The organism is Streptomyces sp. NPDC039736, from assembly GCF_055596485.1.
Genome location: NZ_JBVIUQ010000006.1, coordinates 394,468 through 419,784 on the forward strand (window position 1 = coordinate 394,468; position 25,317 = coordinate 419,784).

Genomic DNA, 25,317 nt, shown 5'->3' on the forward strand with positions numbered 1-25,317 from the left:
CCCCGCTCCTTTGGCCTTCGCCCCTGAGCCCCCTTCCTCTCGGCCATCGCAGCCCGCCTTCGCCCCCAGCCCCCTTGGGCGACGGGGCCGCCCCAAGGGGGCGAGGGGGGTACCCCCTGCTCGAGCGAAGCCGAGAGCTTGGGGGAGGGCGGGCAAGGGGGCGGCCCCTCCCGCTCCCGGCCCGCCCGGGTGCCGCCCCCTCACGTGAGCGCCTGCGCCGGGCAAGCATCTCCGCCAAGGTCGAGACCCCAGCCCCGTACCGGACGCATCAGCCCCGCCCGGCTCGGGCAGAGAGGCCCCGGACCCGCCCCTTTCCCTAAAGCGCTCGCCGCGCGGCCAAGGGGAACGGTTCCGTACAGGAGCGTCGTGGCTGGTCGCGCAGTTCCCCGCGCCCCTGAACGGGGCGCCACCCACGGTGGGAACCGTGCGGGAGCGGCGGGGGTGGTCGCTCAGTTCCCCGCACCCCTGACCGGAGTGCCCCGCACTAGGCTCGGACCCATGTCCGAAACCCCCCTTGACCTCACCCGTGACGCCGCCCACGTCACCGCCCAGCTCGTCGACTTCCGCTCCGAGAGCGGCACCGAGAAGCCCCTCGCCGACGCCATCGAGCAGACGCTGCGCGCCTACCCCCACCTCACCGTCGACCGCCACGGCAACAACGTCGTCGCCCGCACGAACCTCGGCCGCGCCGAACGCGTCGTCCTCGCCGGGCACATCGACACCGTCCCGATCGCCGACAACGTCCCCTCCCGCCTCGACGAGGACGGCGTGCTCTGGGGCTGCGGAACCAGCGACATGAAGGCCGGCGTCGCCCTCCAGCTCCGGATCGCCGCCACCGTCCCCGAGCCCAACCGCGACCTCACCTTCGTCTTCTACGACAACGAAGAGGTCGCCGCCCACCTCAACGGCCTCGGCCACGTCGCCGCCGCCCACCCCGACTGGCTCACGGCCGACTTCGCCGTACTCCTGGAGCCGTCGTACGGCGAGGTGGAGGGCGGCTGCCAGGGCACCCTGCGCGTCGTCCTGCACACCGCCGGCGAGCGCGCCCACTCCGCGCGCAGTTGGATGGGTTCCAACGCCATCCACAAGATCGCGCCGATCCTCGCGAAGCTGGACGCGTACGAGCCGCGCCGCCCGGTGATCGACGGCCTGGAGTACCACGAGGGACTCAACGCCGTCCGCGTCGAAGGCGGCGTCGCCAACAACGTCATCCCCGACGCCTGTTCGGTGACCGTCAACTACCGCTACGCCCCCGACCTCTCGCCCGACGAGGCCCTCGCCCACGTCCGCGAGGTCTTCGCCGACTGCGACATCGCGGAGTTCGTCGTGGACGACCACTCCCCGGCGGCCCTCCCCGGCCTCTCCCACCCGGCCGCGCAGGCGTTCATGGCGGCGGTCGGCGGCAGGGCCAACCCCAAGTTCGGCTGGACGGACGTCGCCCGCTTCAGCGCGCTGGGCGTACCGGCGGTGAACTACGGCCCCGGCGACCCGCTCCTCGCCCACAAGCGCGACGAACGCGTCGAGGTCGCCAGGATCCGGCAGGGCGAGGAGCGACTCCACGCCTGGCTGACGGCCTGAATTTCCTCATTCGTCACACCTGTGGACCTACCCTGACCGGACAACGTACGGCAGCGAAGGGAGCACGGCATGACGCATCCTGAAGAGGGACGGACGCCCGAGGAGCAACGGCTCGGTCCGGTCCTGCGCCGCCGGGAACAGGTCCAGCCCGGCACGACGGACCAGCGTCTCCTCGACACCGAGGGCGACTCGGAGTGGGTGCACACCGACCCCTGGCGGGTCATGCGCATCCAGTCCGAGTTCGTCGAGGGCTTCGGCGCGCTCGCCGAACTCCCGAGCGCCATCAGTGTCTTCGGGTCCGCCCGCACCCCCGTCGGCACCCCCGAGTACGACGCGGGCGTACGGATCGGCAGCGCCCTCGTCGAGGCGGGCTTCGCGGTGATCACCGGCGGTGGCCCCGGCGCCATGGAGGCCGCCAACAAGGGCGCCCGCGAGGCGAACGGCGTCTCGGTCGGCCTGGGCATCGAGCTCCCCTTCGAACAGGGGCTCAACCCGCATGTCGACATCGGGGTCAACTTCCGTTACTTCTTCGTCCGCAAGACGATGTTCGTGAAGTACGCGGAGGGCTTCGTGGTCCTTCCGGGCGGCTTCGGCACCCTCGACGAGCTGTTCGAGGCCCTGACCCTGGTCCAGACCCAGAAGGTCACCCGCTTCCCGATCGTCCTGTTCGGGACGGAGTACTGGGGCGGCCTGGTCGACTGGCTGCGCAACACGGTGATCGCCCAGGGCAAGGCCTCGGAGCGGGACCTGCTGCTGTTCCACGTCACGGACGACGTGGAGGAGGCCGTGGCCCTCGTCACCAAGGAAACCGGCTCTCCCACCCCCTCCTGACCCACGCGCCCCCCGTGCCCCCAGGGGGGCGCGGGGAGGGCGTCCGGGACGGGCCCCGGCCGCCGCCACCCGTCGGCGGGAGGGCCGGGCCGGCTCCTCCGCCGGGGAAGGGTGGGGGTCAGGCCAGCCCCCGGCGGGCCACCGCCGGCGGCCGGTGGCCCGCGATCGACGCCACCATGTCCAGCACCTGCTTCGTCTCCGCCACCTCGTGCACCCGGTACACCCGCGCCCCCAGCCACGCCGACACGGCCGTCGTCGCCAGCGTCCCGATCACCCGCTCCTTGACCGGCTGGTCCAGCGTCTCCCCGACGAAGTCCTTGTTCGACAGCGACACGAGCACGGGCCACCCCGTCTCCGCCATCTCCCCGAGCCGCCGTGTCGCCTCCAGGCTGTGCCGGGTGTTCTTCCCGAAGTCGTGCCCGGGATCGATCATGATCGCGTCGCGCCGCACCCCCAACGCCACGGCCCGCTCCGCCAGCCCCACCGTGACGTCCAGGATGTCCGCCATGACGTCCTCGTACGTCACCCGGTGCGGCCGGGTGCGCGGCTCGGCCCCGCCCGCGTGCGTGCACACGAGCCCGACGTCGTACCGCGCGGCGACCCGGGCGAGTTCGGGGTCGACGCCGCCCCACGCGTCGTTCAGCAGGTCGGCGCCCGCCTCGCAGACCGCCTCGGCGACCTCGTGCCGCCAGGTGTCGACACTGATCACGACCTCGGGGTGCCGCTGCCGCACCTCCGCGACGAAACCGACCGTCCGCCGCGCCTCCTCCTCGGCGCTCACCTCCTCGCCGGGGCCCGCCTTGACCCCGCCGATGTCGATGATGGCAGCCCCCTCCGACACCGCCTGTTCCACGCGGGCGAGCGCGGGTTCGTCGCGGAAGGTCGCGCCCTGGTCGTAGAAGGAGTCCGGGGTGCGGTTCACGATCGCCATGATCACCGGCTCGTGCGTCTCGAAAACGCGCCGTCCCAGCCGCAGCATCTGCAGATTCCTCCTCGTCACGGACCTGTACGGCCCTGATGGAGGCCGTCTGCGACCTTAACTGTCACACCCGCGTGGCACGATCGGGGCCGGAAGGATTCCGTACTGATCAGGTCGCCGCGCAGGTCAACTGTGCGGGCCCGTGCCCGGGGAGACGCTCGTGTTCGTGTTCTTGCTCTTGGCGATGGTGGTGGTCGTCGCTGCCGTGACGCTCGCCGTCGTCGGCGCCGGCGGCGACCAGGGGCCGCTGCCCGAGGCCGCCCCCGACCACCTCGTGGACCCGCTGCCGCTGACCCGCCCGATCGGCCGCGCGGACATCGAGGCGCTGCGCCTGCCGCTGGCCGTGCGGGGGTACCGGATGGCCGACGTGGACGACGTCCTGGGCCGGGTCGGCGCGGAACTGGCCGAGCGGGACTCCCGTATCGCCGAACTCGAAGCGGCGCTCGCGGGCGCCCAGGCCACCACGGTCGGCGGGCCCGACCTCTTCGCCAAGCGCCACGCCTCCGGGCCCCCCGCCCCTTCTGACACCATGCCCGCACCCGCGCCGGACCCCGCACCCGAGTCCGCGCCCGCGCCGGACCCCGCCCCCGCGTCGCCGTCCGCCACGCCCGACCGCCAGGACGCGCCCCCCGCCGCCGAGGAGCCCAAGCCATGACCGCAGCCGCCCCCGGCCCCGACGGCGCCCTGCGCTGTCCCTGGGGCCTGGCCACCGAGGACTACACGGCGTACCACGACTCGGAGTGGGGCCGCCCGGTCCACGGCGACGACGCGCTCTACGAACGGCTGTGCCTGGAGGCCTTCCAATCCGGCCTGTCCTGGCTGACCATTCTGCGCCGCCGCGAGGGCTTCCGCGCCGCCTTCGCGGGCTTCCGGATCGCGGAGGTCGCCCGCTTCACGGACACCGACGCCGCCCGCCTCCTCGCGGACCCCGGCATCATCCGCAACCGCGCCAAGATCACGGCCACCCTCGCCAACGCGCGCGTCCTCGCCGAATGGCCCGAGGGCGACCTCGACCGGCTGGTCTGGTCCCACGCCCCGGGCCCGGCCGGCCGCCCCGCCCCCCGCACGCTCGCGGACGTCCCCGCCGTCACCCCGGAGTCGACGGCGCTCGCCAAGGACCTCAAGAAGCGCGGCATCCGCTTCGTCGGCCCCACCACGGCCTACGCCCTGATGCAGGCCTGCGGCCTGGTCGACGACCACCTGGCCGACTGCGTGGCCCGGGGCGGCGGCTCCTGACGCCCCCGCCTTTCGGGACGTACGAGTTTCGGGGCGTACGAGGAGGAGCCGGTCAGCGGCCCAGGTACGTGGGCCGGGCCTTGTCGATGAACGCCTGGACCGCGATCGCGTGGTCCTCCGAAGCGCCCGCCGCCGTCTGGAGCTCGTCCTCCTTCTCCAGCGTCTCGGCGAGTCCGTGCGACGATCCGTACGCCAGCGACGCCTTCAGCGCGGAGTACGCGGCCGTCGGGCCCTCCGCGAGCGCCCGCGCCACGGCCGTCGCCTCGGCGGCCAGCGCGGCGGCCGGCACCACCCGGTTCACCAGGCCCAGCTCCAGGGCCTCCTGCGCCGTGATCGAACGCGGGAAGAGCAGCAGGTCGGCGGCCCGGCCGTGGCCGATCAGCCGCGGCAGCGTCCAGGACACACCCGAGTCGGCGGTCAGCGCGACCCCGGCGAAGGACGTGTTGAAGGCGGCGGTCTCGGCGACGATCCGGTAGTCCGCGGCCAGCGCGAAGCCCAGGCCCGCACCGGCGGCGACCCCGTTGACGCCCGCGACGACCGGCTTGGGCATCCCGGTCAGGGCCCGGACGATCGGGTTGTAGTGCTCCCGCACGGTGCTCATGGTGGTGCCGGTGCCCGCCTCGCGGTCGGCGGCCAGCGAGGAGATGTGCTCCTTGAGGTCCTGGCCGACGCAGAACGCCCGCCCGGCCGCCGTCAGCAGGACCGCCCGCACCGCCGGGTCCGCGGCCGCGGCCAGCACCGCCTCCCGCAGGGCGACCTTGGCCTCGGTGTTCATCGCGTTCATGGCGTCGGGACGATTGATCGTGATCGTCCCGAGTCCGTCGGTCACCTCGTAGAGCACGGTGTCGGGCATCGTCGGTCCCCTCCTGGAGGCCTTCGGGAGCGCTGAGCCGGCTCCCGGCAGCGGAAATTGGGCATGCACAGGCCAGCATGTCGGAGATCTCGAACGCTGCACATGTGACCTGCGTCAAACAAAAACACGTCCGGGAGTGGTGCGAAGCGGCGAAGTATCGCAGCCTGATCGCCGAATTGAGTGGTTTTGCGGCTGTGCGTTGCGCAAGCGATGCCGACTGATGTTGGTCATTGGGTCCTGCGATGCGGGATAATGGCCTGGAAGCAATGTGTTCGATGCCGGTGACACCTGGGTTGTCGGCTGCGTGAGCTGGTTTCAGGAAGGGGAACGAGCATGGCGGCCATGAAGCCGCGGACGGGCGACGGCCCGCTCGAGGTGACCAAGGAGGGGCGGGGCATCGTCATGCGCGTTCCGCTCGAAGGCGGCGGTCGACTTGTCGTCGAGCTGACTCCGGACGAGGCCGATGCACTCGGCGACGCCCTGAAGAAGGTCGTCGGCTAACGCCTGAAGGCGGAATAGCGCTCTACATCTCTCCACTGCCCCGGCCACGCGTGAGCGTGTCACCGGGGCAGTGGTGCGTTCCGGGGGCGGCGAGGGCGTGCCCCCGGGGGGGGCAGCGGTGGCCTCCCAGGAGCGGAGCCGGCCCGCTCAGCCCCTGCGCACCGCGCACAGCAGCCCGTCGCCCACCGGCACCAGTGAGGACACCAGTTCGGTCGACTCGCGCACCGTGCGCAGCAGTTCCCGCAGCCGCAGCACCTCGGCGGGCTGGGCGGCGGAGTCCACCGTGCGGCCGTCCGCGAAGACGCCCTCGAAGCACACCAGGCCGCCGGGCCGCAGCAGCCGCAACGATTCAGCGAGGTAGTCCAGCGACTCCAGCCGGTCGCCGTCGCAGAAGACGAGGTCGTACCCGCCGTCCGCCAGCCGCGGCAGTACGTCCAGGGCGCGGCCGGGGATGAAGCGCGCCCGGTTGCCCGCGAAGCCTGCCGAGCGGAAGGCCTGCTTGGCGAAGCCCTGCCGCTCGGGCTCCAGGTCGACGGTGGTCAGCACTCCGTCGGGGCGCATCCCGTGCAGCAGGTAGATGCCGGACACGCCGGTGCCCGTACCGATTTCGGCGACGGCCTTGGCGTCCGCCGTTCCGGCCAGCAGCCGCAGCGCGGCACCGGTGCCCGGGGACACCGAGGGGACGCCCGCGTCCCGGGCCCGGTCCCGGGCCCAGCGCAGAGTGTCGTCCTCGGCGACGTAGGCGTCGGCGAACGCCCAGCTCGTCTGCCGGTTGGCGGTAATGACCCTCTCCTGTCCCCGTAGTTGGCGCAACGGTGACTGTATCCGCTGGAGTCGGGAACTCGCAGATGGGACCGGTCGTTGGGAGGGGACGGGGGGACAGATGGAACACGGGGACCGGGACCGGCAAGGGTCCCAAAATTCACGCAAAGACTCTTATCCGGAGCTAACGGGCGAGGTGGTTATGGTAGGGGCTCCACTGGACACCACCAGAGCCGACAGGGGAGGTGCGGCTGCGGCCGGTGATCGGGGAGGAGTGCTCAAACGCTTCTTCAGGTCTGCGGGCGAGCCGAAATCCGTGACCGACACCGCTGACCGTTCCACCTCCACCGCCCCCGTCGCCACGACGGCGGCCTTCGCTGACTTCTCGGACGCGGAGGAGACGTGGACGCCTCCCACCTGGGAGGAGATCGTCAGCACGCACAGCACCCGCGTCTACCGCCTGGCCTACCGCCTGACGGGCAATCAGCACGACGCGGAGGACCTGACCCAGGAAGTCTTCGTCCGGGTCTTCCGTTCGCTGTCGACGTACACGCCCGGCACTTTCGAGGGCTGGCTGCACCGGATCACGACCAACCTCTTCCTGGACATGGTGCGCCGCAAGCAGCGCATCCGTTTCGACTCGCTCGGCGACGACGCGGCCGAGCGGCTGCCCAGCCGCGACCCGTCGCCCCAGCAGGCCTTCCAGGACACCCACTTCGACGCGGACGTGCAGCAGGCGCTGGACACCCTGGCGCCCGAGTTCCGGGCCGCCGTCGTGCTCTGCGACATCGAGGGACTGTCGTACGAGGAGATCGCCGCGACCCTCGGCGTGAAGCTCGGCACGGTCCGCAGCCGCATCCACCGCGGCCGCTCCCACCTGCGCAAGGCGCTCAAGCACCGTTCCCCCCAGGCCCGTGCCGAGCAGCGCGCGATGGCGTCGGTGGGCGCGGGCCTGCCCCTCGTGCCCTCTCCTGCCGGAGAGGGGGGTCTCGGGTGAGCGGATCCCGGCCCACCCCGGCGGAACAGCACCTCGGGGACCGGCTCGCCGCCCTGGTGGACGGCGAACTCGGGCACGACGCGCGCGAGCGGGTCCTGGCCCACCTGGCGACCTGTGCCAAGTGCAAGGCCGAGGCCGACGCGCAGCGCAGGCTCAAGGATGTCTTCGCGCGCAGCGCCCCCCCTGCCCCCTCCGCGGGCTTCCTGGCCCGGCTCCAGGGCCTGCCGGGCGGCCCCGAGACCCCCCGGGACCACGAGGACCACAAGGACACGGACGGACCGGGCGACGGGCCTCCGGGCCGCAGAAGATTCGGCGAGGGCACGGCCTTCGGGGTCTACGCCCCCGAGGACCCGCTGGGCTTCGGCGGCCGGATCGGTTACGAGCCCCGGGGCGGCCACCCGGGCGTCCTGCCCGACGCCTCCCGTGACCGGGGCTTCCGCATCCACGAGGTCGGCAGGCCCGAGAGCGAGCGGTCCGGCGGGCGCAGGCCGCGCAGGTTCGCGTTCGCCGCGGCGAGCGCGGTGTCCCTGGCCGCGATCGCGCTCGGCGGCGCACTGCCCGCGGAGACCTCCGGCAACCCCACCGCCAGGGGCGAGCGGGCGGGCGGCCTCGTGCCGACCCGGGCCGCGACCCCGGCCGGCGGCACCGACAGCAGCCGCCGTCAGGGCGGTGCGGCCAGTGTCGGCGGGGCCGGACTCGGTACGGCGAACGCCGGCGGAGCGACGCTTCTGTCGGCCACGTCCGGCAACCGGGCGGGCACGGCCGCCGCGCCTCCCGTTCCGTACGCCGCCGGACTGACGGCGCGTTCGTCCGGGGCCCAGCAGGGGCCGCCGCACGGGCTGCTGCGCGGTCAGGGCCGCTGGGACCGGGGGCTGCGGATGTTCCCCGTCTCCCTCCCCGCCCCCCTCGCGGACACCTCGTACGCCCTGCCGCTGAAGGGCCGCGGGCCCACGCCCGCACCCACGGCGACACCGTCGGCGCCGGGGCACCTGGCCGCGCCGCCCGCGTCCGAGCTCTCCGTTTCCCGCAGTCGCTGACCCGCACTCTGCGCGCGCCGTCGCAAACCTGGTTGAATCCAGGGCAGGGGTGCCCGCCAACGGGCGCGCAGACCGGTTCCCGCCGCCTTGGGCTGGGGCCCAGGCCAGTTGCGGGGGAGAGCATGGACGAGGGCAGGCCCGGCGGACCACGGGCGAAGTGGTGGAGCCGCCCCGCGCCGGGGAAGCCCACGGACGGGACGACCCCGCCGGCACCGGAGCGGGCTCCGGACGCACGGCCGGACGCGGCGTCCTCCGCGAACGGGAACGCTCCGGGCCAGGGGCAGGGCCAAGGCCCAGACCAGGTCCCGGACGCGGCGCGGCCCCCGGCGGACGCCGCGCTCCGCCATGACGTGCCCCCGGCGGGCGTGTCCCAGGAGGCGATACCGGCGCGGCGCGCCACCGGCCACTCGGCCGCCGGGCAGGTCCCGGGCCACGGCGAGGTTCCGGCGGGCGAGCCCGCCGGCAGTGCTCCGGTCCCCGGGCCCGGCGGCGGGGGCAGGCCCCTGCACGATCCCGACCCGTACGGCACACCGCCCTACGGCGAGCCCGGACCCTGGGCCCCCGCGCCTCCGGTGCAGCGCCCGGCCCCGGCCCAGGACGCCCCCGTACCGCCGGCGCAGCTCGCCGGCGAGCGGGGGCCGGAACACCGGCAGACCCCCCACCCCCCGCACGGCACCGGCCCGCAGGGCCACCCGCCGTCCCAGTGGCTCCAGTACGACCCGTGGAGCGCGGCCCCTCCGCAGGCCCTGACGTACGGCGGGGAGCCGTCCAGGAAGCGGCGGCGCGGCGGACTGTTCGCCGGGGCCCTGGTGATCGCGCTGGTCGCGGGCGGCGTCGGCGGCGGCGTCGGCGCGTACATCGAGCGCAACGACGGCTTCGGCGGCGACTCCGTACGCCTGCCGCAGGCCGGGAAGGCGCCCGCCGACCGCGCGCCCGACACCGTCGCGGGCATCGCCGCCAGCGCCCTGCCCAGCGTCGTCACCTTCCACGTCAGCGGCAGCAGCGGCAAGGGCACCGGCACCGGGTTCGTCCTCGACGACAAGGGCCACATCCTCACCAACAACCACGTGGTGGAGCCGGCCGGCAAGAGCGGTGTCATCTCCCTCACCTTCAGCGGCGGCGAGAGCGCCCGCGCCAAGCTGGTCGGCAAGGACAGCGGTTACGACCTCGCCGTGGTGAAGGTCACCGGCGTCTCCGGGATGAAGCCGCTGCCGCTCGGCAACTCCGACAACGTCCGCGTCGGCGATCCGGTGGTCGCCATCGGCGCCCCCTTCGACCTCCAGAACACCGTCACCGCGGGCATCATCAGCGCCAAGCAGCGTCCGATCACCGCGGGCGGCGAGAAGGGCGACGGCAGTGACGTCAGCTACGTCGACGCCCTCCAGACCGACGCCCCGATCAACCCCGGCAACTCCGGCGGACCGCTCGTCGACTCCCAGGCCCGGGTGATCGGCGTCAACAGCGCCATCCGCGGCCCCGACACCGGCGGCCTCGACAGCGGCCAGGCGGGCAGCATCGGCCTCGGTTTCGCCATCCCGATCAACCAGGCCAAGCGGGTCGCCGAGGAACTGATCAGCACCGGCAGGGCCACCCACCCGGTGATCGGCGTCTCCCTCGACATGAAGTTCACCGGCGACGGCGCCAAGGTCGGCGCGAAGGGTGCCAACGACACCCCGGCGGTCACCCCGGGCGGCCCCGGCGCCAAGGCGGGCATCAAGCCCGGCGACGTCATCACCAAGGTCGACGGGCAGCGGGTGCACAGCGGCGAGGAGCTGATCGTCAAGATCAGGTCAAAGCGTCCGGGGGAGCGGATGGGCCTGACCCTGGTGCGGGACGGCAAGGAGCGGATGGTGGCCCTGGTGCTCGGATCGGCAGGAGATTCCTGACCTTTGCCGCATCCGGCGCACACCGCCGGGACGGGGCCGGACGACGCCGAACGGCCCTGCGGGCGGCAGCCGGGCGTCACCTGGAGGTACCGTCCGGACAGCTCGGGCGGGTACCGTGGAACGAGCCCGGAGAATCCAAGGAGCTGCAAGGTGTTCACAGACATAGGCGGACTGGAGCTGTTGACGCTCGCGGTGCTCGCCGTGCTCATCTTCGGCCCGGACAAGCTGCCGAAGCTGATCCAGGACGCCACGCGGACCATCCGCAAGATCCGGGAGTTCTCGGAGAGCGCGAAGCAGGACATCCGCAGTGAGCTGGGACCGGAGTTCAAGGACTTCGAGTTCGAGGACCTGAACCCGAAGACCTTCGTGCGCAAGCAGCTCGCCGAGCACGGCGGCGACGACCTCGGGCTCAAGGAGATCCGGGAGAGCTTCGACCTGCGCGGAGAGCTGCAGGAAGTCACGGACGTGGTGAACGGGAAGTCGCGGCCCGCCGCGCGCACGCCGTCCGACGACCCCGGGACCGAGGCGCCCAGGGCGGATCTGACGAAGAAGGACGGGCCGGCGGCCCCGGCGAACCTCCGCAAGGAGGAACGGCCGGTGTTCGACCCCGACACGACCTGAGGGGGCACGGGGACCCGGGGGCCGGCGCCGAGGCGCACGGCCCCTTTCTGCTGCCCGGGGACTCCCGGCAGCGGGCCGGCAGCGGAAGGGGCGTGCCCCTCCCGCCCCTCGGGTTCGGGGTGCTGACGGCCCGTCGGCGGAGGTGTCGGCGGAGGGTTGGCTATTCTCCATCTGTTCCGGTAGCAGGACGCCCGAGGGGGGCGGGCCGCACCGGACTCGACGATCGAGGAGGCGGCCGGGCAGATGGAGACGACGAGTCGGGCAGGGGCGCAGGAGAATTCCGGTGCGCCCGGTGGATCCACCACGGAAGGGGTTCCGGCGGCCCGGCGTACGGTCGACGGCTATCTGCGCGCCCCCTTCCCCTGGTACGGACTGGACGAGGCCTTCATCGGCCGCCGCTGGCTGATGCAGGTCGGCACCGCGGCCGACGGCACCGTCCAGCACGGCGCGATGGGCCACGGCGACGAGCCGACGATAAAGACCTCAGGCGAGGAGGGGCCCGAGAAGGAGCGCTTCGCGGTCGTGGTGACCGTCGCCGCCTCCCCGGTACGCCGCAGCGGTGACGGCACGGGCACCCTGGAGGCCACCACGGTGTCCTCCGCCGCCTGGCTGGCCGGGGCCGGGCTGCTCTCGCAGACCTGGCCCGCGCAGCTCGACCACTCGATGCGGGACAACTGGCTGGACCAGCAGACCGAGGTCTCCTTCGAGCTGGCCGACGACCTGGAGGGCCCCGACTGGTCGGCGCTGTCGCTGCCGGTCGACGGGGTGCCGACGCCCTTCCACTACCGCGAGTCCGAGTACGGCTGGGTGCTCGCCGGGTCCACGGGGTCCGGCGTCCACATCGGGGCGTACGGCCGCGGCATGAGCGCGTACGGGCTCGGCTTCTCGGTGGTCAAGGACATCACGACGTACGAGAGCTGAGCACGCACGCGTGACGTACGAGGACTGAACAGGTCCGCGTGACGTACGAGGGCTGAGCGGACACGCGTAAGGGGCGGCCTCCCGGAGGCCGCCCCTTACCCACGTACCCGCGAGCGGGTCAGAACTTGTTGCGCGGCGTGATGCCCAGCGACATCCCCGACAGCCCGCGCGCCCGGCCGCCCAGCTTGCCCGCGATGGCCCGCAGCGCGGAACCGGCCGGGGAGTCCGGGTCGGTCAGCACGACGGGACGGCCGTCGTCGCCGCCCTCGCGCAGGCGCACGTCGATCGGAATGGAGCCCAGGACGGGGACGGTCGCACCGGTGGTCCTGGTCAGCCCCTCGGCGACGCGCTCGCCGCCGCCCGTGCCGAACACGTCGACGATCTCGTCGCAGTGCGGGCACGGCATGCCCGACATGTTCTCGACCACGCCGACGATCTTCTGGTGCGTCTGCACGGCGATGGACCCGGCGCGCTCGGCGACCTCGGCGGCGGCCTGCTGCGGGGTGGTGACGACGAGGATCTCGGCGTTCGGGACGAGCTGCGCCACGGAGATGGCGATGTCACCGGTGCCCGGCGGCAGGTCGAGCAGCAGGACGTCCAGGTCGCCCCAGTACACGTCCGCCAGGAACTGCTGGAGCGCGCGGTGCAGCATCGGGCCGCGCCACACGACCGGCGCGTTGCCCGGGGTGAACATCCCGATGGAGATGACCTTCACGCCGTTCGCCGACGGCGGCATGATCATGTTCTCGACCTGGGTGGGGCGGCCTTCCACGCCCAGCATGCGGGGCACGCTGTGGCCGTAGATGTCCGCGTCCACGACGCCGACCTTGAGCCCGTCGGCGGCCATCGCGGCGGCCAGGTTGACGGTCACCGAGGACTTCCCGACGCCGCCCTTGCCGGAGGCCACCGCGTACACCCGGGTCAGCGAGCCGGGCTGGGCGAAGGGGACCTCGCGCTCGGCGGTGCCGCCGCGCAGCGCGCCCGCGAGTTCCTTGCGCTGCTCGTCGCTCATCACGTCGAGCTCGACGGTGACGGCGGTGACGCCCTCGACCCGCTCGACGGCCGCACGGACGTTGGTGGTGATCGTCTCGCGCATCGGGCAGCCGGAGACGGTCAGATAGACCGCGACGGCGACCGTTCCGTCCGCACCGATCTCGACCGATTTCACCATGCCGAGTTCAGTGATCGGCCGGTGGATCTCGGGGTCGTTCACCGTCGCCAGTGCTTCGCGCACCGCGTCTTCCGTAACCATGCTCCGATACTACGGCGGCCCGGCCGGGGAGCGGGAAGCCCGGTCAACGGTCGGGTTCGTCACTCCGGTGCACCGCCTCCGCCGGGAATACGGTCCGCCGCTCCTCCAACTCCTTGACCAGGTCCTGGAGTTCGGAGCGGATCCAGTCGCGGGTGGCGACCTCGCCGAGGCCCATCCGCAGCGCCGCGATCTCCCGTGTGAGGTATTCGGTGTCGGCGATCGAGCGCTCGTTCTGCTTGCGGTCCTGTTCGTGCGTGACCCGGTCCCGGTCGTCCTGGCGGTTCTGCGCGAGGAGGATCAAGGGGGCCGCGTACGACGCCTGGAGGGAGAGCGCCAGCGTCAGGAAGATGAAGGGGAACTCGTCGAAGCGCAGGTCCTTCGGCGCGAAGACGTTCCACAGCACCCAGACGATGATGACCGCGGTCATCCAGACGATGAACCGGCCCGTCCCGAGGAAGCGGGCGATGCGCTCCGAGAAACGGCCGAACGCCTCCGGGTCCCACTCGGGCAGCAGGCGGGTACGGGGCGCTTTCGGCTGATCCAGTCGTACGCGGGAGGCGCGCGGAAGCGCGCTCGCGCCGGTCTGGGGACGCGTGCGCTCCCTGCCCTCACCACCCCGGGGCTCGCCCCCCTGCCTGTTTGGCTTAGCGGCCACCGACGACACCCCCCGGGTTGAACTCGGTCTCCCGCCAGTCCTCCGGCAGCAGGTGGTCCAGTACGTCGTCCACCGTCACCGCGCCCAGCAGCGCCCCGCCCTCGTCCACGACGGGGGCGGCGACCATGTTGTACGCGGCGAGATAGCTGGTCACGGCGGGCAGCGGGGTGTCCGGCGACAGCGGCGGAAGGTCGGACTCCACCACCGAGCTGACCAGGGTCCCCGGTGGCTCCCGCAGCAGCCGCTGGAAGTGCACGGTGCCCAGGTACTTGCCCGTGGGCGTCTCGTCCGGCGGCCGGCACACGTACACCTGCGCCGCCAGCGCGGGGGAGAGGTCCTGCTGCCGTACGCGGGCGAGCGCGTCCGCGACCGTCGCGTCGGGCCGCAGCACGATCGGCTCGGTGGTCATCAGACCGCCGGCCGTCCGCTCCTCGTACGACAGGAGCCTGCGCACATCGGCCGCGTCGTCCGGCCGCATCAGCGTCAGCAGCCGCTCCTTGTCCTCCTCGGGCAGCTCGGAGAGCAGGTCGGCGGCGTCGTCCGGGTCCATCGCCTCCAGGACGTCGGCGGCCCGCTCCTCCTTGAGCTTGCCGAGGATCTCGATCGAGTCGTCCTCCGGCAGCTCCTCCAGCACGTCCGCCAGCCGGTCGTCGTCGAGCGCCGAGGCCACCTCGGCACGCCGCTTGGGGGTGAGGTGGTGCAGGGCGTTGGCCAGGTCGGTGGGGCGCAGCCGCTCGTACGCGGCGAGCAGGTTCTCCGCGCCCTGCCCGTGCTCCTCCAGCGAGAACCCGGTGACGGCCGACCACTCCACCGTCAGGGTCTCGCCCTTCCTCCGCAGCGCGCCGATCTTGCCCTTCCGGACGAAGACCTTGTCGATCTCCCAGTCCCGGCGGGCCGGCAACTGCGCGATGGCCACGTCCAGGACGGTGACCTCCTCGCCGTCCTCCACCAGCCGCACCCGCCGGTCGAGCAGCTCGCCCAGCACCAGGCGCTCGGTGGGCCGCTGCTCGAAGCGCCGCATGTTGACGACGCCGGTGGTGATGACCTGGCCGGACTCGACACCGGTCACCCGGGTCATCGGCAGGAAGATCCTCCGCCGGCTCACCACCTCCACCACCAGCCCCAGCAGCCTCGGGGGCCTGCGCCCCACCCGCAGCATGGCCACCAGGTCGCGCACCCGCCCCACCTGGTCGCCGTTGGGGTCGAAGACCGGCACCCCGGCCAGGTGCGAGACAAAGACGCGGGGCGCCCCTGCCGCCATACCGACCGCCTCCTCGTCCTCATCCTTCACACGCTCGCGCATTTGTCTGCAAATACGCCGGACACCGGCTTCAGGCTAGCCCGTGACGATCACTGCCGCTCTGCCGGGCGGCCCGTACGGCTGCCTGCCTGCCGACGGGGACGGCCCGGGTACGCTGCCCTCTGCCAAACCGGACCACCGGACCCCTTGAGGAGAGGCAGTGCCGACCGTGACCGCATTCCCCCCGGCAGCCCGCGCACGCAGGGCCGTACTCGCCGGTGCGGTGTGCGCCGGTCTCGCGGCGGGGCTCGCGGGGTGCGGTGAGGACCTGGACGAGGGAACCAACGGGGTCGGCAGGCTGAGCGCCGCCGAGATCGAGGGCAAGGCCCGCGCGACGGCGAAGGCGGCCACCGCGGTACGCCTGACCGGCACGTTCATCAGCAAGGGCGGCACGTACAAGCTGAACATGCGGCTGAAGGACACCGGCGGCACCGGCTCCGTCACCACCAAGGACTCCACCTTCGAGCTGCTCCGCATCCGGGACGAACTCTTCATGAAGGCGGGCGCCGACTTCTGGCGGCACGACGCCACCAAGCCCGGCGCGACCTTCAAGAAGGAGGACGAGGAGGCGGCGGACAAGCTGGAGGACAAGTACGTCAAGGTGCCCAAGGGCGACCCGGCGTACGAACAGTTCCGCGGCTTCACCGACAAGGCCGTGCTGCTCGACGGTCTCCTCGGCCTCAACGGCACCCCCACCAAGGGCGACCGCGAGACGATCACCGGCATGCGCACCATCAAGGTCGTCGGCGGCGAGGACGGCCAGGGCGGCGCCCTGGCCGTGTCCCTCGAAAAGAAGCCCTATCCGCTGCGCCTGGCCCGCGCGGGCGGCGCGGGCGTGGTCCAGCTCGCCGACTGGGACAAGGACTTCCCTCTGACCCCGCCCCCGAAGGACCTGACGGTCGACTACGGCCGCCAGCTCCCCAAGGCCCGCGACTAGCGCTTCCGCTTCCGCTTCAGGAGCAGCTTCGGCAGGCCGGCCGGGACGGGGCGGCGGGTCGTCGCGGACGACGGGAGCGGGGCGGCGGCCAGATCGCCCTCGGGCAGCGGCTGGAGGCCGGGCTGCGGGGTGAGGCGCAGGACGCGGCACTCACGGGCCCAGCGGTCGGTCATCCGCTCGGCGTCGGGGGCGTTCAGGCGCTTGCCCTTCAGCTCCGCGACGGCGGCGTCCCACTCCTCGGTGCCGGCGGTCAGCTCCTTGACCAGGGCGGTCCAGGCGACGAGCCGCCCGCCCTTGTCCTTGCTGCGTACGGTCACCTGCGCGACCGAGCCGTCGTCGAGGCCGGGGAACGGCTGCTCGCCCGGCCCGTCCCCGACGAGGTGCAGGGCCCCGTCGAGCCAGACGTGCCACAGGGCCCGGGCGGGCCCGGTTCCCCGGACCCAGACGAGCCCGGACTTCTTGGTGGCCTCCTCGACGAGGGCCTGGTCGAGCAGGGCCTGGTCGAGGAGGTTCTGGCGGGGGGCCGGGGGCTGCGACATGGGGTCACCCTACTCAGCTCTCCGCCACCCGCCCCCTACAGCCAGCCGTTGCGCTTGAGGGCGCGGTGGATGCCCAGGCACACCAGCGCGATGCCGCCCAGCACCATCGGGTAGCCGTACTTCCAGTGGAGTTCCGGCATGTGGTCGAAGTTCATGCCGTAGACGCCGCAGATCATCGTCGGCACGGCGACGATCGCCGCCCAGGAGGTGATCTTGCGCATGTCCTCGTTCTGGGCGACCGTCGCCTGCGCGAGGTTGGCCTGGAGGATCGAGTTGAGGAGTTCGTCGAAGCCCACGACCTGCTCGTGGACCCGGGCCAGGTGGTCGGCCACGTCCCGGAAGTACTTCTGGATGTCCGGGTCGATCAGCCGCATCGGCCGCTCGCTGAGCTGCTGCATGGGGCGCAGGAGCGGGGCGACCGCCCGCTTGAACTCCAGGACCTCGCGCTTGAGCTGGTAGATCCGGCCCGCGTCCGCACCCCGCGAGCTGCCCTTGGCCGGGGCGGAGAAGACATCGATCTCCACCTCGTCGATGTCGTCCTGCACGGCGTTGGCGACCGCGATGTACCCGTCGACCACGTGGTCGGCGATCGAGTGCAGAACGGCGGAGGGCCCCTTGGAGAGGAGTTCCGGGTCGTCCTGGAGGCGGTGGCGCAGCGTCCGCAGCGAGCCCTTGCCGCCGTGCCGGACGGTGATCACGAAGTCCCGGCCGGTGAAGCACATCACCTCGCCGGTCTCCACGACCTGGCTGGTCGCGGTCAGTTCGGTGTGCTCGACGTAGTGGATGGTCTTGAAGACGGTGAACAGGGTGTCGTCGTACCGCTCCAGCTTGGGCCGCTGGTGCGCGTGCACCGCGTCCTCCACGGCCAGCGGGTGCAGCCCGAACTCGGCCGCGATGCCCGCGAACTCCGCCTCGGTCGGCTCGTGCAGGCCGATCCACGCGAAGCCCTCGCCGGACTCCCGTACGCGGATCATCGCCTCGTGCGGGGTCGTGCACTCCTTCATGCGGCGGCCGTCGCGGTAGACGGCGCAGTCCACGACGGCACTGCTCGCGGAGTGGTCGCGGGTGGCGTCGTAGTTGGTGTAGACGGTGGGGCTCTTGCGCAGGGACGGACGGACCACTGCGCGCAGGTCACGGATCATCGACATGGCGGGCTCCTTCACGGAGAAGCCGTCGGGCGGGTCGCGTGGCACTGCCCGGAATGGAGACGTGCGGCGCCACGGCGTCGTGGCGTTCCAGCGTGCACGTCGGCAAAGCGGGCGGCACCGCGAGGTCGCGGTGACGGCGTTCGCTCAGACACGGATCAGGCAAATCAGGTGAGATCGATGTGCTCTTCCGTCGTGCCCGTCGGGCGCGGAGCCCTGCGTGCGTCCCGAGGAGCGCGGATGTTTCCGTGCTCGAAGGGCCGGGTACGAAACCTCGGACCGCGTGCGACGCTTCAGGCCGCGTGGGGCAGAGGGGGTACGGAAGAGCGGTTGGTACTACCGGGCCGACTTCGGTCCACCGCAGTCCCACCTCCTCCGGCCGGTCCCCCGTGAGGGACGACGATTCCTTCAGGCCCACGGGGCTGGAAAGCAACGCTTCTGCGAGCTGCCCCGATTCAGCGGCCCAGGTTACCAGCCGTCCTCGGTGTCAAGCCCCGCCACGGCTCTCCTTTGCCCGTTCCATACGCCGCCTATGCTCGCGGACCATGGGAGATGTTCTTGCGCTGGTGGAAGCCCGACTGCGGACGGCCTTGGGCGAACCGGACGCGCGCGCGGCCGTCACGTTCCTCGGCACGGACCGGATCGAGGTGCTGCGTTTCCTGGACGGCGACCTCGTCCGGTACGCCACCCTCGGCATGTCGGCCGCCCCGATGACCGACCCGACGGCCGCCCTCGCCGACCCCGTCAAGGGCCCGCGCGCCGAGCTGGTCCTGTCGGTGCGGGCCGGGCTCGCCGACACCGACAAGGTGCTGCGGCCGCTCGCCGTCCTGGCCGCGTCCCCGCAGGTGGAGGGCCTGATCGTGGCGCCAGGGGCGTCCCTTGACGTGGGCGGGCCGCTGTGGCCGGGGGCGCCCTTCAGCTCCGTACTGGTGGCGGAGGGCGGCGGGCTGGTGGAGGACCTGGAACTGGACGACCCGATGGACCCGGTCCGCTTCCTGCCCCTGCTGCCGATGACGCAGAACGAGGCGGCGTGGAAGCGCGTGAAGGGCGCGCAGGAACTCCAGGAGCGCTGGCTCGCGCACGGCACGGACCTTCGCGACCCGCTGCGCGCGGGCGTCCCGCTGGACTGATTCCGGGCGGTGGGAACCGGCCGGAATTCGCTGTCGGGTTCGACCGCGGTACGTCGTCGGGCGTGTCGCGGGAGCGGGAGGCGTGCCGCGCGGAAGGCGGGCGTGTCGCGGAAGCCTGTTGAACGGAAGGCGGGTGCATCGCGCGAAGGGGCCCGGCCGGTGGTCCTGCCGGCCGGGCCCCGCGTTCGTACGGCTGCCGCTAACTGCGCAGCGCCGCCCAGGTGTTCACGCCCACCTTCCCGTCGACGGCGAGTCCGCCGTACCACTGCTGGAACTGGCGCACCGCGCCCTCGGTGTTCGCCCCGAACTTCCCGTCGACGCCCTGCGGGCCGACGCCGATGCCCCACACGTGCACCAGCAGGCACTGCACCTCGCGGACCCGGTCTCCGGTGTGGCCCCGGACGGTGAGCTGGGTGCCGTTGTAGTACCCGCAGCTTCTGGCCACGACCTGCGGTGCGGCGGCGGGTGCGACGGCCCCCGCGGTGCCGGCGGCGCCGACGCCCAGCCCGAGGACCAGGACGGCCGAGGCCAGGGCGGTGAACAGCTTCTTCATGCGCTTCCCCTTCGTACGGAGTTCTGCGCTACGACCGTGGGCCGCGGACGGTATGCCTGGCCAGCCCCCGGGCGTCGCCCACCGGAACGGGAAACGGGCAACGCACGGGGAAACCCGGGGCGCGCGGCGGCGGTGGTCAGCCGGCGAAGACGCTCACGCCGTCCTCGGTGGCGTGCGCCGGCTGGAGTTCCTCGGCCTCCTGGGCGAGGGCCTTCCGGCGGACCAGGACGACCGCCGCGCCGAGCACCGCCGTGACCGCGGCGACCACGAACGGGACGTGGACGTTGCTCCACTCCTCGATCTTCGGGGCGAGGAAGGGGGCGGCGGCCGCCGCGAACCAGCGGACGAAGTTGTAGCCCGCGCTGGCCACCGGCCGGGGGGCGTCCGAGACGCCGAGCGCCAGTTCCGTGTAGACGGTGTTGTTCACGCCGATGAACGCACCGGAGACGATCGTCGCCACGACGGCGGTCGAGTGGCTGCCGAAGCCCAGGACCAGCAGGTCGACGGCGAGCAGGACCAGTGAGGCGCCCAGCACCTTCAGCGAGCCGAACCGCTGCTGCATCCGCGGGGCGACCAGCACCGAGAAGACCGCGAGCAGCAGGCCCCAGGCGAAGAAGACCGCGCCGGACTTGTACGGCGTCATGTTCAGGACGAACGGGGTGAAGGCCAGGATGGTGAAGAACGCGTAGTTGTAGAAGAACGCGGAGGCGGCGACCGAGGCGAGTCCGCCGTGGCCGAGGGCCTTGAGCGGGTCGAGCAGCGAGGTCTTGCGGGCGGGCTTCGGCTGTTCCCTCAGGAACGCGGTGATGCACACGAAGCCGACGGCCATCAGGGCCGCGGTGCCGAAGAACGGGTAGCGCCAGCTCGCGTTGCCGAGGGCCGCGCCGAGCAGCGGGCCGCACGCCATGCCGAGGCCGAGCGCCGACTCGTACAGCAGGATCGCGGCGGCGCTGCCGCCGGCCGCGGCGCCCACGATCACGGCGAGCGAGGTGGAGACGAAGAGCGCGTTGCCCAGGCCCCAGCCCGCCCGGAAGCCGACCAGCTCGCCGACCGAACCCGAGGTGCCGGAGAGCGCGGCGAAGACGACGACCAGCGCGAGTCCGGCGAGCAGCGTCCTGCGGCCGCCGATCCGGCTGGAGACGAAGCCGGTGACCAGCATCGCGACGGCGGTGATCAGGAAGTACGAGGTGAAGAGCAGCGACACCTGGCTGGGGGACGCGGCCAGGCCCTTGGCGATGGACGGCAGGATCGGGTCGACGAGCCCGATGCCCATGAAGGCGACGACGGACGCGCCGGCCGTCGCCCAGACCGCCTTCGGCTGGCGCAGGATGCTGCCCGCGCCCTCGGCCAACGAGTCGCTGGGGGCGGTTTCGGGAGCTCCTGGCTTGCCCGCACCGTGCTGCATGGCTTCTCTCGCTCTCCACTAGATCGTTGCGATATACAAACAATAAGTTAGGTCGGCTAATGAATGCAAGCTACATCTAGTTTTGGGCGGCAAGGGGTGGGGGAGACATCGGGGGAGCGCGGCAGGGCGTGCCGGAAGGCGGTGCGCGCCGGACGGGTGATCGTCCTTGACGCGGCGTCGACCGGGGAGGACTGTTGGGCGCTATGAGGGGCGAACCCAGTTGCCCGAAGTGCGGAGGCCGGGTCAGGGCGCCCGGTCTCTTCGCCGATACCTGGCAGTGCGGCGTTCACGGGGCGGTCAATCCGCTCCAGCCGGTGCTGCCGCCCAGCGTCGAAGCGCTCTCGGTCGCGGTGAACCGGGCGCGGGTGCCCGTGTGGATGCCATGGCCGCTGCCGGTGGGCTGGCTGTTCAGCGGGATCGCGTACGCGGGCGACGACCGCAGCGGCGGACGCGCCACGGCGGTGGCCTGCTCGGGCCCCGGACCGCTCGGCGGATTCGGCGAACTCCTGCTGGTGGCCGAGGAGCTGGGGGTCGGACTCGGCGCGAGGTACGCGGGCATCGACGGCCCCGACCCCGGGCCGCACATCGCCATGGAGAAGCCGCCGCACACCAAGCTCCTCGCGGCCGGCCGCCCCACCCCGCTCTGGCACGTCTCCGGCACGCCCGCCGACCGCGCGGTGTTCGCGGGGGAGGCGCGCGGGCTGTGGCTGTGGGCCGTCGTGTGGCCGGAGCAGTCGGGGCTGCTGATGTACGACGAGCTGGTGCTCACCGATCTGCGGGACGCGGGGGCGGAGGTCGAACTGCTGCCGTGCGGGGCGCTGTCGCCGAGGCTTCTGCTGTAGACGGGCCGAGGCTTCTGCTGGAGACGCAGGGGTTCGGCCGGGGCGGCCGGGAGCTTGGGCCGAGGGCGGCCGGGGGCTTGGGCAGAGGGCGGTCGGCGGCTTGCGCGGAGGGTGGCCGGGGCTTGGGCCGAGGGCGGTCGGCGGCTTGCGCCGAGGACGGCCGGGAGCTTGCGCCGAGGGTGGCCGGGGGTTTGATCTGGGGTGTTCGAATCCCAGTTACCCTTGAACGTCCCCTCTGTCCGTCCCGCCCCCCTGGAGCCAAGCGCGTGCGTATCGACCTGCACACCCACTCCACGGCGTCCGACGGCACGGACACCCCCGCCGAACTGGTCCGCAACGCGGCGGCCGCCGGGCTCGACGTCGTCGCCCTCACCGACCACGACTCGGTGCGCGGTCACGCCGAGGCGATCGCCCACCTCCCCGCCGGTCTGACCCTGGTCACCGGCGCCGAGCTGTCCTGCCGCCTCGACGGCACGGGCCTGCACATGCTGGCGTACCTCTTCGACCCCGAGGAGCCCGAGTTCGCCCGCGAGCGCGAGCTCGTCCGGGACGACCGGGTGCCGCGCGCCCGGGGCATGGTCGCCAAGCTCCAGGACCTCGGCGTGCCGATCACCTGGGAGCAGGTCGCCCGGATCGCGGGCGACGCCTCCCTCGGCCGCCCGCACATCGCCGAGGCCCTCGTGGAACTCGGCGTCGTCCGGGACGTCTCGGCCGCCTTCACCTCCGAGTGGCTGGCCAACGACGGGCGCGCGTACGTCGACAAGCACGAGCTGGACCCCTTCACCGCCGTCCGCCTGGTCAAGGCCGCCGGCGGCGTCACCGTCTTCGCGCACCCCGGCGCCGCCAAGCGCGGCGACACGGTGCCGCTGACCTCGATCGCCGAGCTGGCCGCCGCCGGTCTCGACGGCATCGAGGTCGACCACATGGACCACGACGAGTCCGACCGGGCCCGCCTGCGTGCGTTCGCCGCCGAGCACGACCTCCTGGTCACCGGCTCCAGCGACTACCACGGCTCCCGCAAGACCGTCCGGCTCGGGGACTACACCACCCACCCCGACGTCTACGGCGAGATCACCCGCCGTGCGACCGGCGCCTTCCCGGTGCCGGGCGCGGGCGGACGCCCGCGCGCGTAGGGCGCGTTCGGCGCGGCCTGTGCGCCGCGCACGTCCCGGGCACCCGTTCGCCCCGGGCGCGCCTGCCGACGCCGGGCTCCCCGGTGTCGTACGACAAAACCCCCACCCCCCTCATGTTCCGTACGGAGCCGTGTCCGCGTGCGCCCGCGCCCGCCCGCACGGCCCTGACCGCAAGGCTCTCCTGTGCTCGACTTCGCCGTCTTCGGCTCCCTGTTCCTCACCCTCTTCGTGATCATGGACCCCCCGGGGATCACCCCGATCTTCCTCGGACTGACCTCGGGCCGCCCCGCCAAGGTGCAGCGCAGGATGGCCTGGCAGGCGGTGGCCGTCGCCTTCGGCGTGATCACCGTCTTCGGGATCATCGGCCAGCAGATCCTCGACTACCTGCACATCTCCGTCCCCGCGCTGATGATCGCGGGCGGGCTGCTCCTGCTGCTGATCGCGCTGGACCTGCTCACCGGCAAGAACGAGGAGCCCACGCAGACCAAGGACGTCAACATCGCCCTCGTGCCGCTGGGCATGCCGCTGCTCGCCGGGCCCGGCGCGATCGTCTCGGTGATCCTCGCGGTGCAGCACAACGACGGCCTCACCGGTCAGATCTCGGTGTGGGCGGCCATCATCGCGATGCACCTGGTGCTGTGGCTGGCGATGCGCTTCTCGCTGGTGATCATCCGTGTGATCAAGGAGGGCGGTGTGGTGCTCGTGACGCGGCTCGCGGGCATGATGCTCTCCGCGCTGGCCGTGCAGCAGATCATCAACGGGGTCACGCAGGTGATCCAGGGGAGCTGAGCTCCAAGGCGGCCCGGCCGTGTGGCCGCGGCCACGGAAAACGCCCCCGTGCCGTTCGTGCACGGGGGCGTTCCTCTTCATGTCTGTCCACTGCGTCGTCTTGCGTCGTCTTACGTATTACGAGGCCGTGGTGACGGCCGGGCGGATGTAGATGCGCTGGCCGACAGCGGCGGCCTGCTGCACGATCCGGTTGACGGAGGCGGCGTCCACGACGGTGCTGTCGACGGCGGTGCCGTCCACATCGTCCAGGCGCATGATTTCGAAGCGCATGCGCTTCTCCCTTCGTCTGATCCTCCTGCTGGAGAACTGGGGGTGAATGTAAGGGGCACGCGTGGGCGGGGTTGCCGTTGCGTTCCAAGGGGTACAACCAGTCTCCCCCGAAAAACATTCCCTACACTAAAGAAAATTTTCGCCAGGCTAACTACCCTCCGGTAGAGGGCGCGGGGAGCGCCGGTTGTGCGCCGGTCTCGGCGCCCCGGACAATGGGACCCGTATGGACGACGCACAGCCTTCGGGCCTCTCCGACCCCACCGACCTCGCCAGGATCTCCGCCCGGCTGGACCGCACCAACGAACTCCTCACGCGCGTGCTCGCGGAGGTCGCCAAGACCCCCTCCACCCACGCGATCTTCGTGGACGCGGGCTACGTCTACGCGGCGGCCGGCCTCCTGGTCACCGGCACCGAGGACCGGCGCTCCTTCGACCTGGACGCGGAGGGCCTGATCGAGGCCTTCATCGACAAGGCCCGCACGATCTTCGCCGACAGCCGGCTGCTCCGGGTGTACTGGTACGACGGCGCCCGGCGCCGCATCCACACCACCGAGCAGCAGTCCATCGCGGAACTCCCCGACGTCAAGGTCCGCCTCGGCAACCTCAACGCCAACAACCAGCAGAAGGGCGTCGACTCCCTGATCCGCACGGACCTGGAGTCCCTCGCCCGGCACCGCGCGATCAGCGACGCGGCCCTGGTCGGCGGCGACGAGGACCTCGTCTCGGCGGTCGAGGCGGCACAGGGCTACGGGGCGCGCGTCCACCTCTGGGGCATCGAGGCGGGCGACGGCCGCAACCAGGCCGAGCCGCTGCTCTGGGAGGTCGACAGCCAGCGCACCTTCGACCTCGACTTCTGCAAGCCGTACGTCACCCGCCGTCCGGTGACCACCTACGAGCAGGAGAACGGGCCGACGCCCAAGCGCGAGGAGGTGCGCTTCCTGGGCGCGCAGATCGCCGCGAAGTGGCTCGCCGAGCGCGGGCGGCAGGAGCTGGGCGAGCTGCTGCCGGGACGGCCGTACCTGCCGGGGCCGGTGGACCAGGAACTCCTGGTGGAGGCGGAGCGGATGCTCCAGCGGTCGCTGCGGGGGCACTCGGACCTGCGCAGGTCGCTGCGGGACGGGTTCTGGCAGCACTTGCAGTCGCAGTACTAGCGCGGGGCCGGGGCC

The 25,317-nt window shown here is 72.3% G+C and carries 28 protein-coding genes; 17 read left to right on the forward strand and 11 right to left on the reverse strand.

The features are described 5' to 3' along the window. Positions 1-498: 498 nt before the first annotated feature. Positions 499-1,578, forward strand: coding sequence for a succinyl-diaminopimelate desuccinylase (dapE, locus tag ACZ56L_RS21230; protein ID WP_345228588.1), 1,080 nt, complete (start codon positions 499-501; stop codon positions 1,576-1,578). 69 nt (positions 1,579-1,647) lie between these two features. Continuing rightward, positions 1,648-2,409, forward strand: a complete 762-nt coding sequence (locus ACZ56L_RS21235) for an LOG family protein (protein ID WP_345228587.1) — start codon at positions 1,648-1,650, stop codon at positions 2,407-2,409. A gap of 118 nt (positions 2,410-2,527) precedes the next feature. Here the strand turns inward: ACZ56L_RS21235 and folP are convergent, their stop codons facing one another. Beyond that, the gene (folP, locus tag ACZ56L_RS21240) at positions 2,528-3,388 is read right to left on the reverse strand and encodes a dihydropteroate synthase (protein ID WP_471065595.1); all 861 of its coding nucleotides are present in this window, start codon (positions 3,386-3,388) and stop codon (positions 2,528-2,530) included. Positions 3,389-3,548: 160 nt separating this feature from the next. On the opposite strand from folP, the gene ACZ56L_RS21245 reads away from it, so the two are divergent. Together ACZ56L_RS21245 and ACZ56L_RS21250 are read left to right on the forward strand one after the other, a co-directional pair. Continuing rightward, positions 3,549-4,043, forward strand: coding sequence for a DivIVA domain-containing protein (locus tag ACZ56L_RS21245; RefSeq protein WP_468686180.1), 495 nt, complete (start codon positions 3,549-3,551; stop codon positions 4,041-4,043). Beyond that, positions 4,040-4,624 (forward strand): DNA-3-methyladenine glycosylase I, encoded by a 585-nt coding sequence (locus ACZ56L_RS21250; protein ID WP_468686179.1) that lies wholly within the window; start codon positions 4,040-4,042, stop codon positions 4,622-4,624. Before ACZ56L_RS21245 ends, ACZ56L_RS21250 begins: the two co-directional genes overlap by 4 nt. A gap of 52 nt (positions 4,625-4,676) precedes the next feature. Here the strand turns inward: ACZ56L_RS21250 and chcB are convergent, their stop codons facing one another. Beyond that, a complete protein-coding gene (chcB, locus tag ACZ56L_RS21255) occupies positions 4,677-5,477 on the reverse strand; it encodes a 2-cyclohexenylcarbonyl CoA isomerase (protein WP_401756232.1) in 801 nt (266 codons plus the stop codon). Positions 5,478-5,554: 77 nt separating this feature from the next. Between chcB and ACZ56L_RS21260 the strand changes: the two genes are divergently transcribed. Both ACZ56L_RS21260 and ACZ56L_RS21265 read left to right on the forward strand, forming a co-directional pair. Continuing rightward, a complete protein-coding gene (locus ACZ56L_RS21260; protein WP_401756229.1) occupies positions 5,555-5,698 on the forward strand; it encodes a hypothetical protein in 144 nt (47 codons plus the stop codon). Positions 5,699-5,810: 112 nt separating this feature from the next. Beyond that, positions 5,811-5,978: a DUF3117 domain-containing protein gene (locus ACZ56L_RS21265; protein ID WP_003966491.1), complete on the forward strand. Its 168-nt coding sequence runs from the start codon at positions 5,811-5,813 to the stop codon at positions 5,976-5,978. A 147-nt stretch (positions 5,979-6,125) separates the two neighbouring features. Here the strand turns inward: ACZ56L_RS21265 and ACZ56L_RS21270 are convergent, their stop codons facing one another. Beyond that, on the reverse strand, positions 6,126-6,791 hold the full coding sequence (locus ACZ56L_RS21270) for an O-methyltransferase (RefSeq protein WP_345228582.1): 666 nt from the start codon (positions 6,789-6,791) through the stop codon (positions 6,126-6,128). 151 nt (positions 6,792-6,942) lie between these two features. Here ACZ56L_RS21270 and sigE point away from each other — a divergent pair, with 151 nt between their 5' ends. The 5 genes from sigE to ACZ56L_RS21295 all read left to right on the forward strand — a co-directional run bounded on the left by sigE (position 6,943) and on the right by ACZ56L_RS21295 (position 12,202). Further along, the gene (sigE, locus tag ACZ56L_RS21275) at positions 6,943-7,737 is read left to right on the forward strand and encodes an RNA polymerase sigma factor SigE (RefSeq protein WP_345228581.1); all 795 of its coding nucleotides are present in this window, start codon (positions 6,943-6,945) and stop codon (positions 7,735-7,737) included. Then, positions 7,734-8,774: an anti-sigma factor family protein gene (locus ACZ56L_RS21280; RefSeq protein WP_471065598.1), complete on the forward strand. Its 1,041-nt coding sequence runs from the start codon at positions 7,734-7,736 to the stop codon at positions 8,772-8,774. The genes sigE and ACZ56L_RS21280 overlap by 4 nt, the downstream gene beginning before the upstream one ends. Positions 8,775-8,896: 122 nt before the next feature. Further along, complete coding sequence (locus tag ACZ56L_RS21285) at positions 8,897-10,660, forward strand: S1C family serine protease (protein WP_471065600.1); 1,764 nt, start codon at positions 8,897-8,899, stop codon at positions 10,658-10,660. A gap of 150 nt (positions 10,661-10,810) precedes the next feature. Then, the gene (locus ACZ56L_RS21290; RefSeq protein WP_345228578.1) at positions 10,811-11,281 is read left to right on the forward strand and encodes a sec-independent translocase; all 471 of its coding nucleotides are present in this window, start codon (positions 10,811-10,813) and stop codon (positions 11,279-11,281) included. 243 nt (positions 11,282-11,524) lie between these two features. Then, positions 11,525-12,202: a hypothetical protein gene (locus ACZ56L_RS21295; RefSeq protein WP_345228577.1), complete on the forward strand. Its 678-nt coding sequence runs from the start codon at positions 11,525-11,527 to the stop codon at positions 12,200-12,202. 118 nt (positions 12,203-12,320) lie between these two features. Here ACZ56L_RS21295 and ACZ56L_RS21300 read toward each other — a convergent pair whose 3' ends face one another. Genes ACZ56L_RS21300 through ACZ56L_RS21310 form a run of 3 tightly spaced genes read right to left on the reverse strand, consistent with a single transcriptional unit; the run spans position 12,321 to position 15,370 of the window. Further along, positions 12,321-13,454, reverse strand: coding sequence for an Mrp/NBP35 family ATP-binding protein (locus ACZ56L_RS21300; protein WP_401756216.1), 1,134 nt, complete (start codon positions 13,452-13,454; stop codon positions 12,321-12,323). A gap of 43 nt (positions 13,455-13,497) precedes the next feature. Further along, positions 13,498-14,109: a DUF1003 domain-containing protein gene (locus ACZ56L_RS21305; protein WP_345228575.1), complete on the reverse strand. Its 612-nt coding sequence runs from the start codon at positions 14,107-14,109 to the stop codon at positions 13,498-13,500. Then, a complete protein-coding gene (locus ACZ56L_RS21310) occupies positions 14,099-15,370 on the reverse strand; it encodes a magnesium transporter MgtE N-terminal domain-containing protein (protein WP_345229160.1) in 1,272 nt (423 codons plus the stop codon). The genes ACZ56L_RS21305 and ACZ56L_RS21310 overlap by 11 nt, the downstream gene beginning before the upstream one ends. A gap of 208 nt (positions 15,371-15,578) precedes the next feature. Between ACZ56L_RS21310 and ACZ56L_RS21315 the strand changes: the two genes are divergently transcribed. Then, the gene (locus ACZ56L_RS21315) at positions 15,579-16,346 is read left to right on the forward strand and encodes a hypothetical protein (protein ID WP_401756210.1); all 768 of its coding nucleotides are present in this window, start codon (positions 15,579-15,581) and stop codon (positions 16,344-16,346) included. Here ACZ56L_RS21315 and ACZ56L_RS21320 read toward each other — a convergent pair. Both ACZ56L_RS21320 and ACZ56L_RS21325 read right to left on the reverse strand, forming a co-directional pair. Continuing rightward, a complete protein-coding gene (locus ACZ56L_RS21320; protein ID WP_471065603.1) occupies positions 16,343-16,885 on the reverse strand; it encodes a hypothetical protein in 543 nt (180 codons plus the stop codon). The genes ACZ56L_RS21315 and ACZ56L_RS21320 overlap by 4 nt on opposite strands. Before the next feature lie 35 nt (positions 16,886-16,920). After that, the gene (locus ACZ56L_RS21325) at positions 16,921-18,033 is read right to left on the reverse strand and encodes a magnesium and cobalt transport protein CorA (RefSeq protein WP_401756204.1); all 1,113 of its coding nucleotides are present in this window, start codon (positions 18,031-18,033) and stop codon (positions 16,921-16,923) included. Positions 18,034-18,575: 542 nt separating this feature from the next. On the opposite strand from ACZ56L_RS21325, the gene ACZ56L_RS21330 reads away from it, so the two are divergent. Then, positions 18,576-19,160, forward strand: a complete 585-nt coding sequence (locus ACZ56L_RS21330) for a suppressor of fused domain protein (RefSeq protein ID WP_345228571.1) — start codon at positions 18,576-18,578, stop codon at positions 19,158-19,160. A 199-nt stretch (positions 19,161-19,359) separates the two neighbouring features. Here ACZ56L_RS21330 and ACZ56L_RS21335 read toward each other — a convergent pair whose 3' ends face one another. Further along, on the reverse strand, positions 19,360-19,713 hold the full coding sequence (locus ACZ56L_RS21335) for a peptidoglycan-binding domain-containing protein (protein WP_471065606.1): 354 nt from the start codon (positions 19,711-19,713) through the stop codon (positions 19,360-19,362). A gap of 136 nt (positions 19,714-19,849) precedes the next feature. Then, on the reverse strand, positions 19,850-21,118 hold the full coding sequence (locus ACZ56L_RS21340) for an MFS transporter (protein ID WP_401756198.1): 1,269 nt from the start codon (positions 21,116-21,118) through the stop codon (positions 19,850-19,852). Positions 21,119-21,321: 203 nt separating this feature from the next. Between ACZ56L_RS21340 and ACZ56L_RS21345 the strand changes: the two genes are divergently transcribed. The 3 genes from ACZ56L_RS21345 (at position 21,322) to ACZ56L_RS21355 (ending at position 23,882) form a co-directional block, all read left to right on the forward strand. Continuing rightward, on the forward strand, positions 21,322-21,960 hold the full coding sequence (locus ACZ56L_RS21345; protein WP_345228568.1) for a DUF6758 family protein: 639 nt from the start codon (positions 21,322-21,324) through the stop codon (positions 21,958-21,960). Positions 21,961-22,226: 266 nt separating this feature from the next. After that, positions 22,227-23,093, forward strand: coding sequence for a PHP domain-containing protein (locus ACZ56L_RS21350; RefSeq protein WP_468686171.1), 867 nt, complete (start codon positions 22,227-22,229; stop codon positions 23,091-23,093). A 183-nt stretch (positions 23,094-23,276) separates the two neighbouring features. Further along, positions 23,277-23,882, forward strand: a complete 606-nt coding sequence (locus ACZ56L_RS21355) for a MarC family protein (RefSeq protein WP_345228566.1) — start codon at positions 23,277-23,279, stop codon at positions 23,880-23,882. Between the two features lie 117 nt (positions 23,883-23,999). Here the strand turns inward: ACZ56L_RS21355 and ACZ56L_RS21360 are convergent, their stop codons facing one another. Beyond that, positions 24,000-24,152, reverse strand: coding sequence for a hypothetical protein (locus ACZ56L_RS21360; RefSeq protein WP_345228565.1), 153 nt, complete (start codon positions 24,150-24,152; stop codon positions 24,000-24,002). 223 nt (positions 24,153-24,375) lie between these two features. Between ACZ56L_RS21360 and ACZ56L_RS21365 the strand changes: the two genes are divergently transcribed. Next, entirely contained in the window at positions 24,376-25,302 is a 927-nt protein-coding gene (locus tag ACZ56L_RS21365) for an NYN domain-containing protein (RefSeq protein ID WP_345228564.1), read from the forward strand. Positions 25,303-25,317: the final 15 nt, after the last annotated feature.

Excerpts from the sequence above, each read along its gene's own strand:
- dapE (WP_345228588.1), top strand. The coding sequence starts at position 499 with ATGTCCGAAACCCCCCTTGACCTCACCCGTGACGCCGCCCACGTCACC.
- ACZ56L_RS21235 (WP_345228587.1), top strand. The coding sequence starts at position 1,648 with ATGACGCATCCTGAAGAGGGACGGACGCCCGAGGAGCAACGGCTCGGT.
- folP (WP_471065595.1), bottom strand. The coding sequence starts at position 3,388 with ATGCTGCGGCTGGGACGGCGCGTTTTCGAGACGCACGAGCCGGTGATC.
- ACZ56L_RS21250 (WP_468686179.1), top strand. The coding sequence starts at position 4,040 with ATGACCGCAGCCGCCCCCGGCCCCGACGGCGCCCTGCGCTGTCCCTGG.
- chcB (WP_401756232.1), bottom strand. The coding sequence starts at position 5,477 with ATGCCCGACACCGTGCTCTACGAGGTGACCGACGGACTCGGGACGATC.
- ACZ56L_RS21260 (WP_401756229.1), top strand. The coding sequence starts at position 5,555 with ATGTCGGAGATCTCGAACGCTGCACATGTGACCTGCGTCAAACAAAAA.
- ACZ56L_RS21265 (WP_003966491.1), top strand. The coding sequence starts at position 5,811 with ATGGCGGCCATGAAGCCGCGGACGGGCGACGGCCCGCTCGAGGTGACC.
- sigE (WP_345228581.1), top strand. The coding sequence starts at position 6,943 with ATGGTAGGGGCTCCACTGGACACCACCAGAGCCGACAGGGGAGGTGCG.
- ACZ56L_RS21285 (WP_471065600.1), top strand. The coding sequence starts at position 8,897 with ATGGACGAGGGCAGGCCCGGCGGACCACGGGCGAAGTGGTGGAGCCGC.
- ACZ56L_RS21295 (WP_345228577.1), top strand. The coding sequence starts at position 11,525 with ATGGAGACGACGAGTCGGGCAGGGGCGCAGGAGAATTCCGGTGCGCCC.
- ACZ56L_RS21300 (WP_401756216.1), bottom strand. The coding sequence starts at position 13,454 with ATGGTTACGGAAGACGCGGTGCGCGAAGCACTGGCGACGGTGAACGAC.
- ACZ56L_RS21310 (WP_345229160.1), bottom strand. The coding sequence starts at position 15,370 with ATGGCGGCAGGGGCGCCCCGCGTCTTTGTCTCGCACCTGGCCGGGGTG.
- ACZ56L_RS21320 (WP_471065603.1), bottom strand. The coding sequence starts at position 16,885 with ATGTCGCAGCCCCCGGCCCCCCGCCAGAACCTCCTCGACCAGGCCCTG.
- ACZ56L_RS21325 (WP_401756204.1), bottom strand. The coding sequence starts at position 18,033 with ATGTCGATGATCCGTGACCTGCGCGCAGTGGTCCGTCCGTCCCTGCGC.
- ACZ56L_RS21330 (WP_345228571.1), top strand. The coding sequence starts at position 18,576 with ATGGGAGATGTTCTTGCGCTGGTGGAAGCCCGACTGCGGACGGCCTTG.
- ACZ56L_RS21335 (WP_471065606.1), bottom strand. The coding sequence starts at position 19,713 with ATGAAGAAGCTGTTCACCGCCCTGGCCTCGGCCGTCCTGGTCCTCGGG.
- ACZ56L_RS21340 (WP_401756198.1), bottom strand. The coding sequence starts at position 21,118 with ATGCAGCACGGTGCGGGCAAGCCAGGAGCTCCCGAAACCGCCCCCAGC.
- ACZ56L_RS21345 (WP_345228568.1), top strand. The coding sequence starts at position 21,322 with ATGAGGGGCGAACCCAGTTGCCCGAAGTGCGGAGGCCGGGTCAGGGCG.
- ACZ56L_RS21360 (WP_345228565.1), bottom strand. The coding sequence starts at position 24,152 with ATGCGCTTCGAAATCATGCGCCTGGACGATGTGGACGGCACCGCCGTC.
- ACZ56L_RS21365 (WP_345228564.1), top strand. The coding sequence starts at position 24,376 with ATGGACGACGCACAGCCTTCGGGCCTCTCCGACCCCACCGACCTCGCC.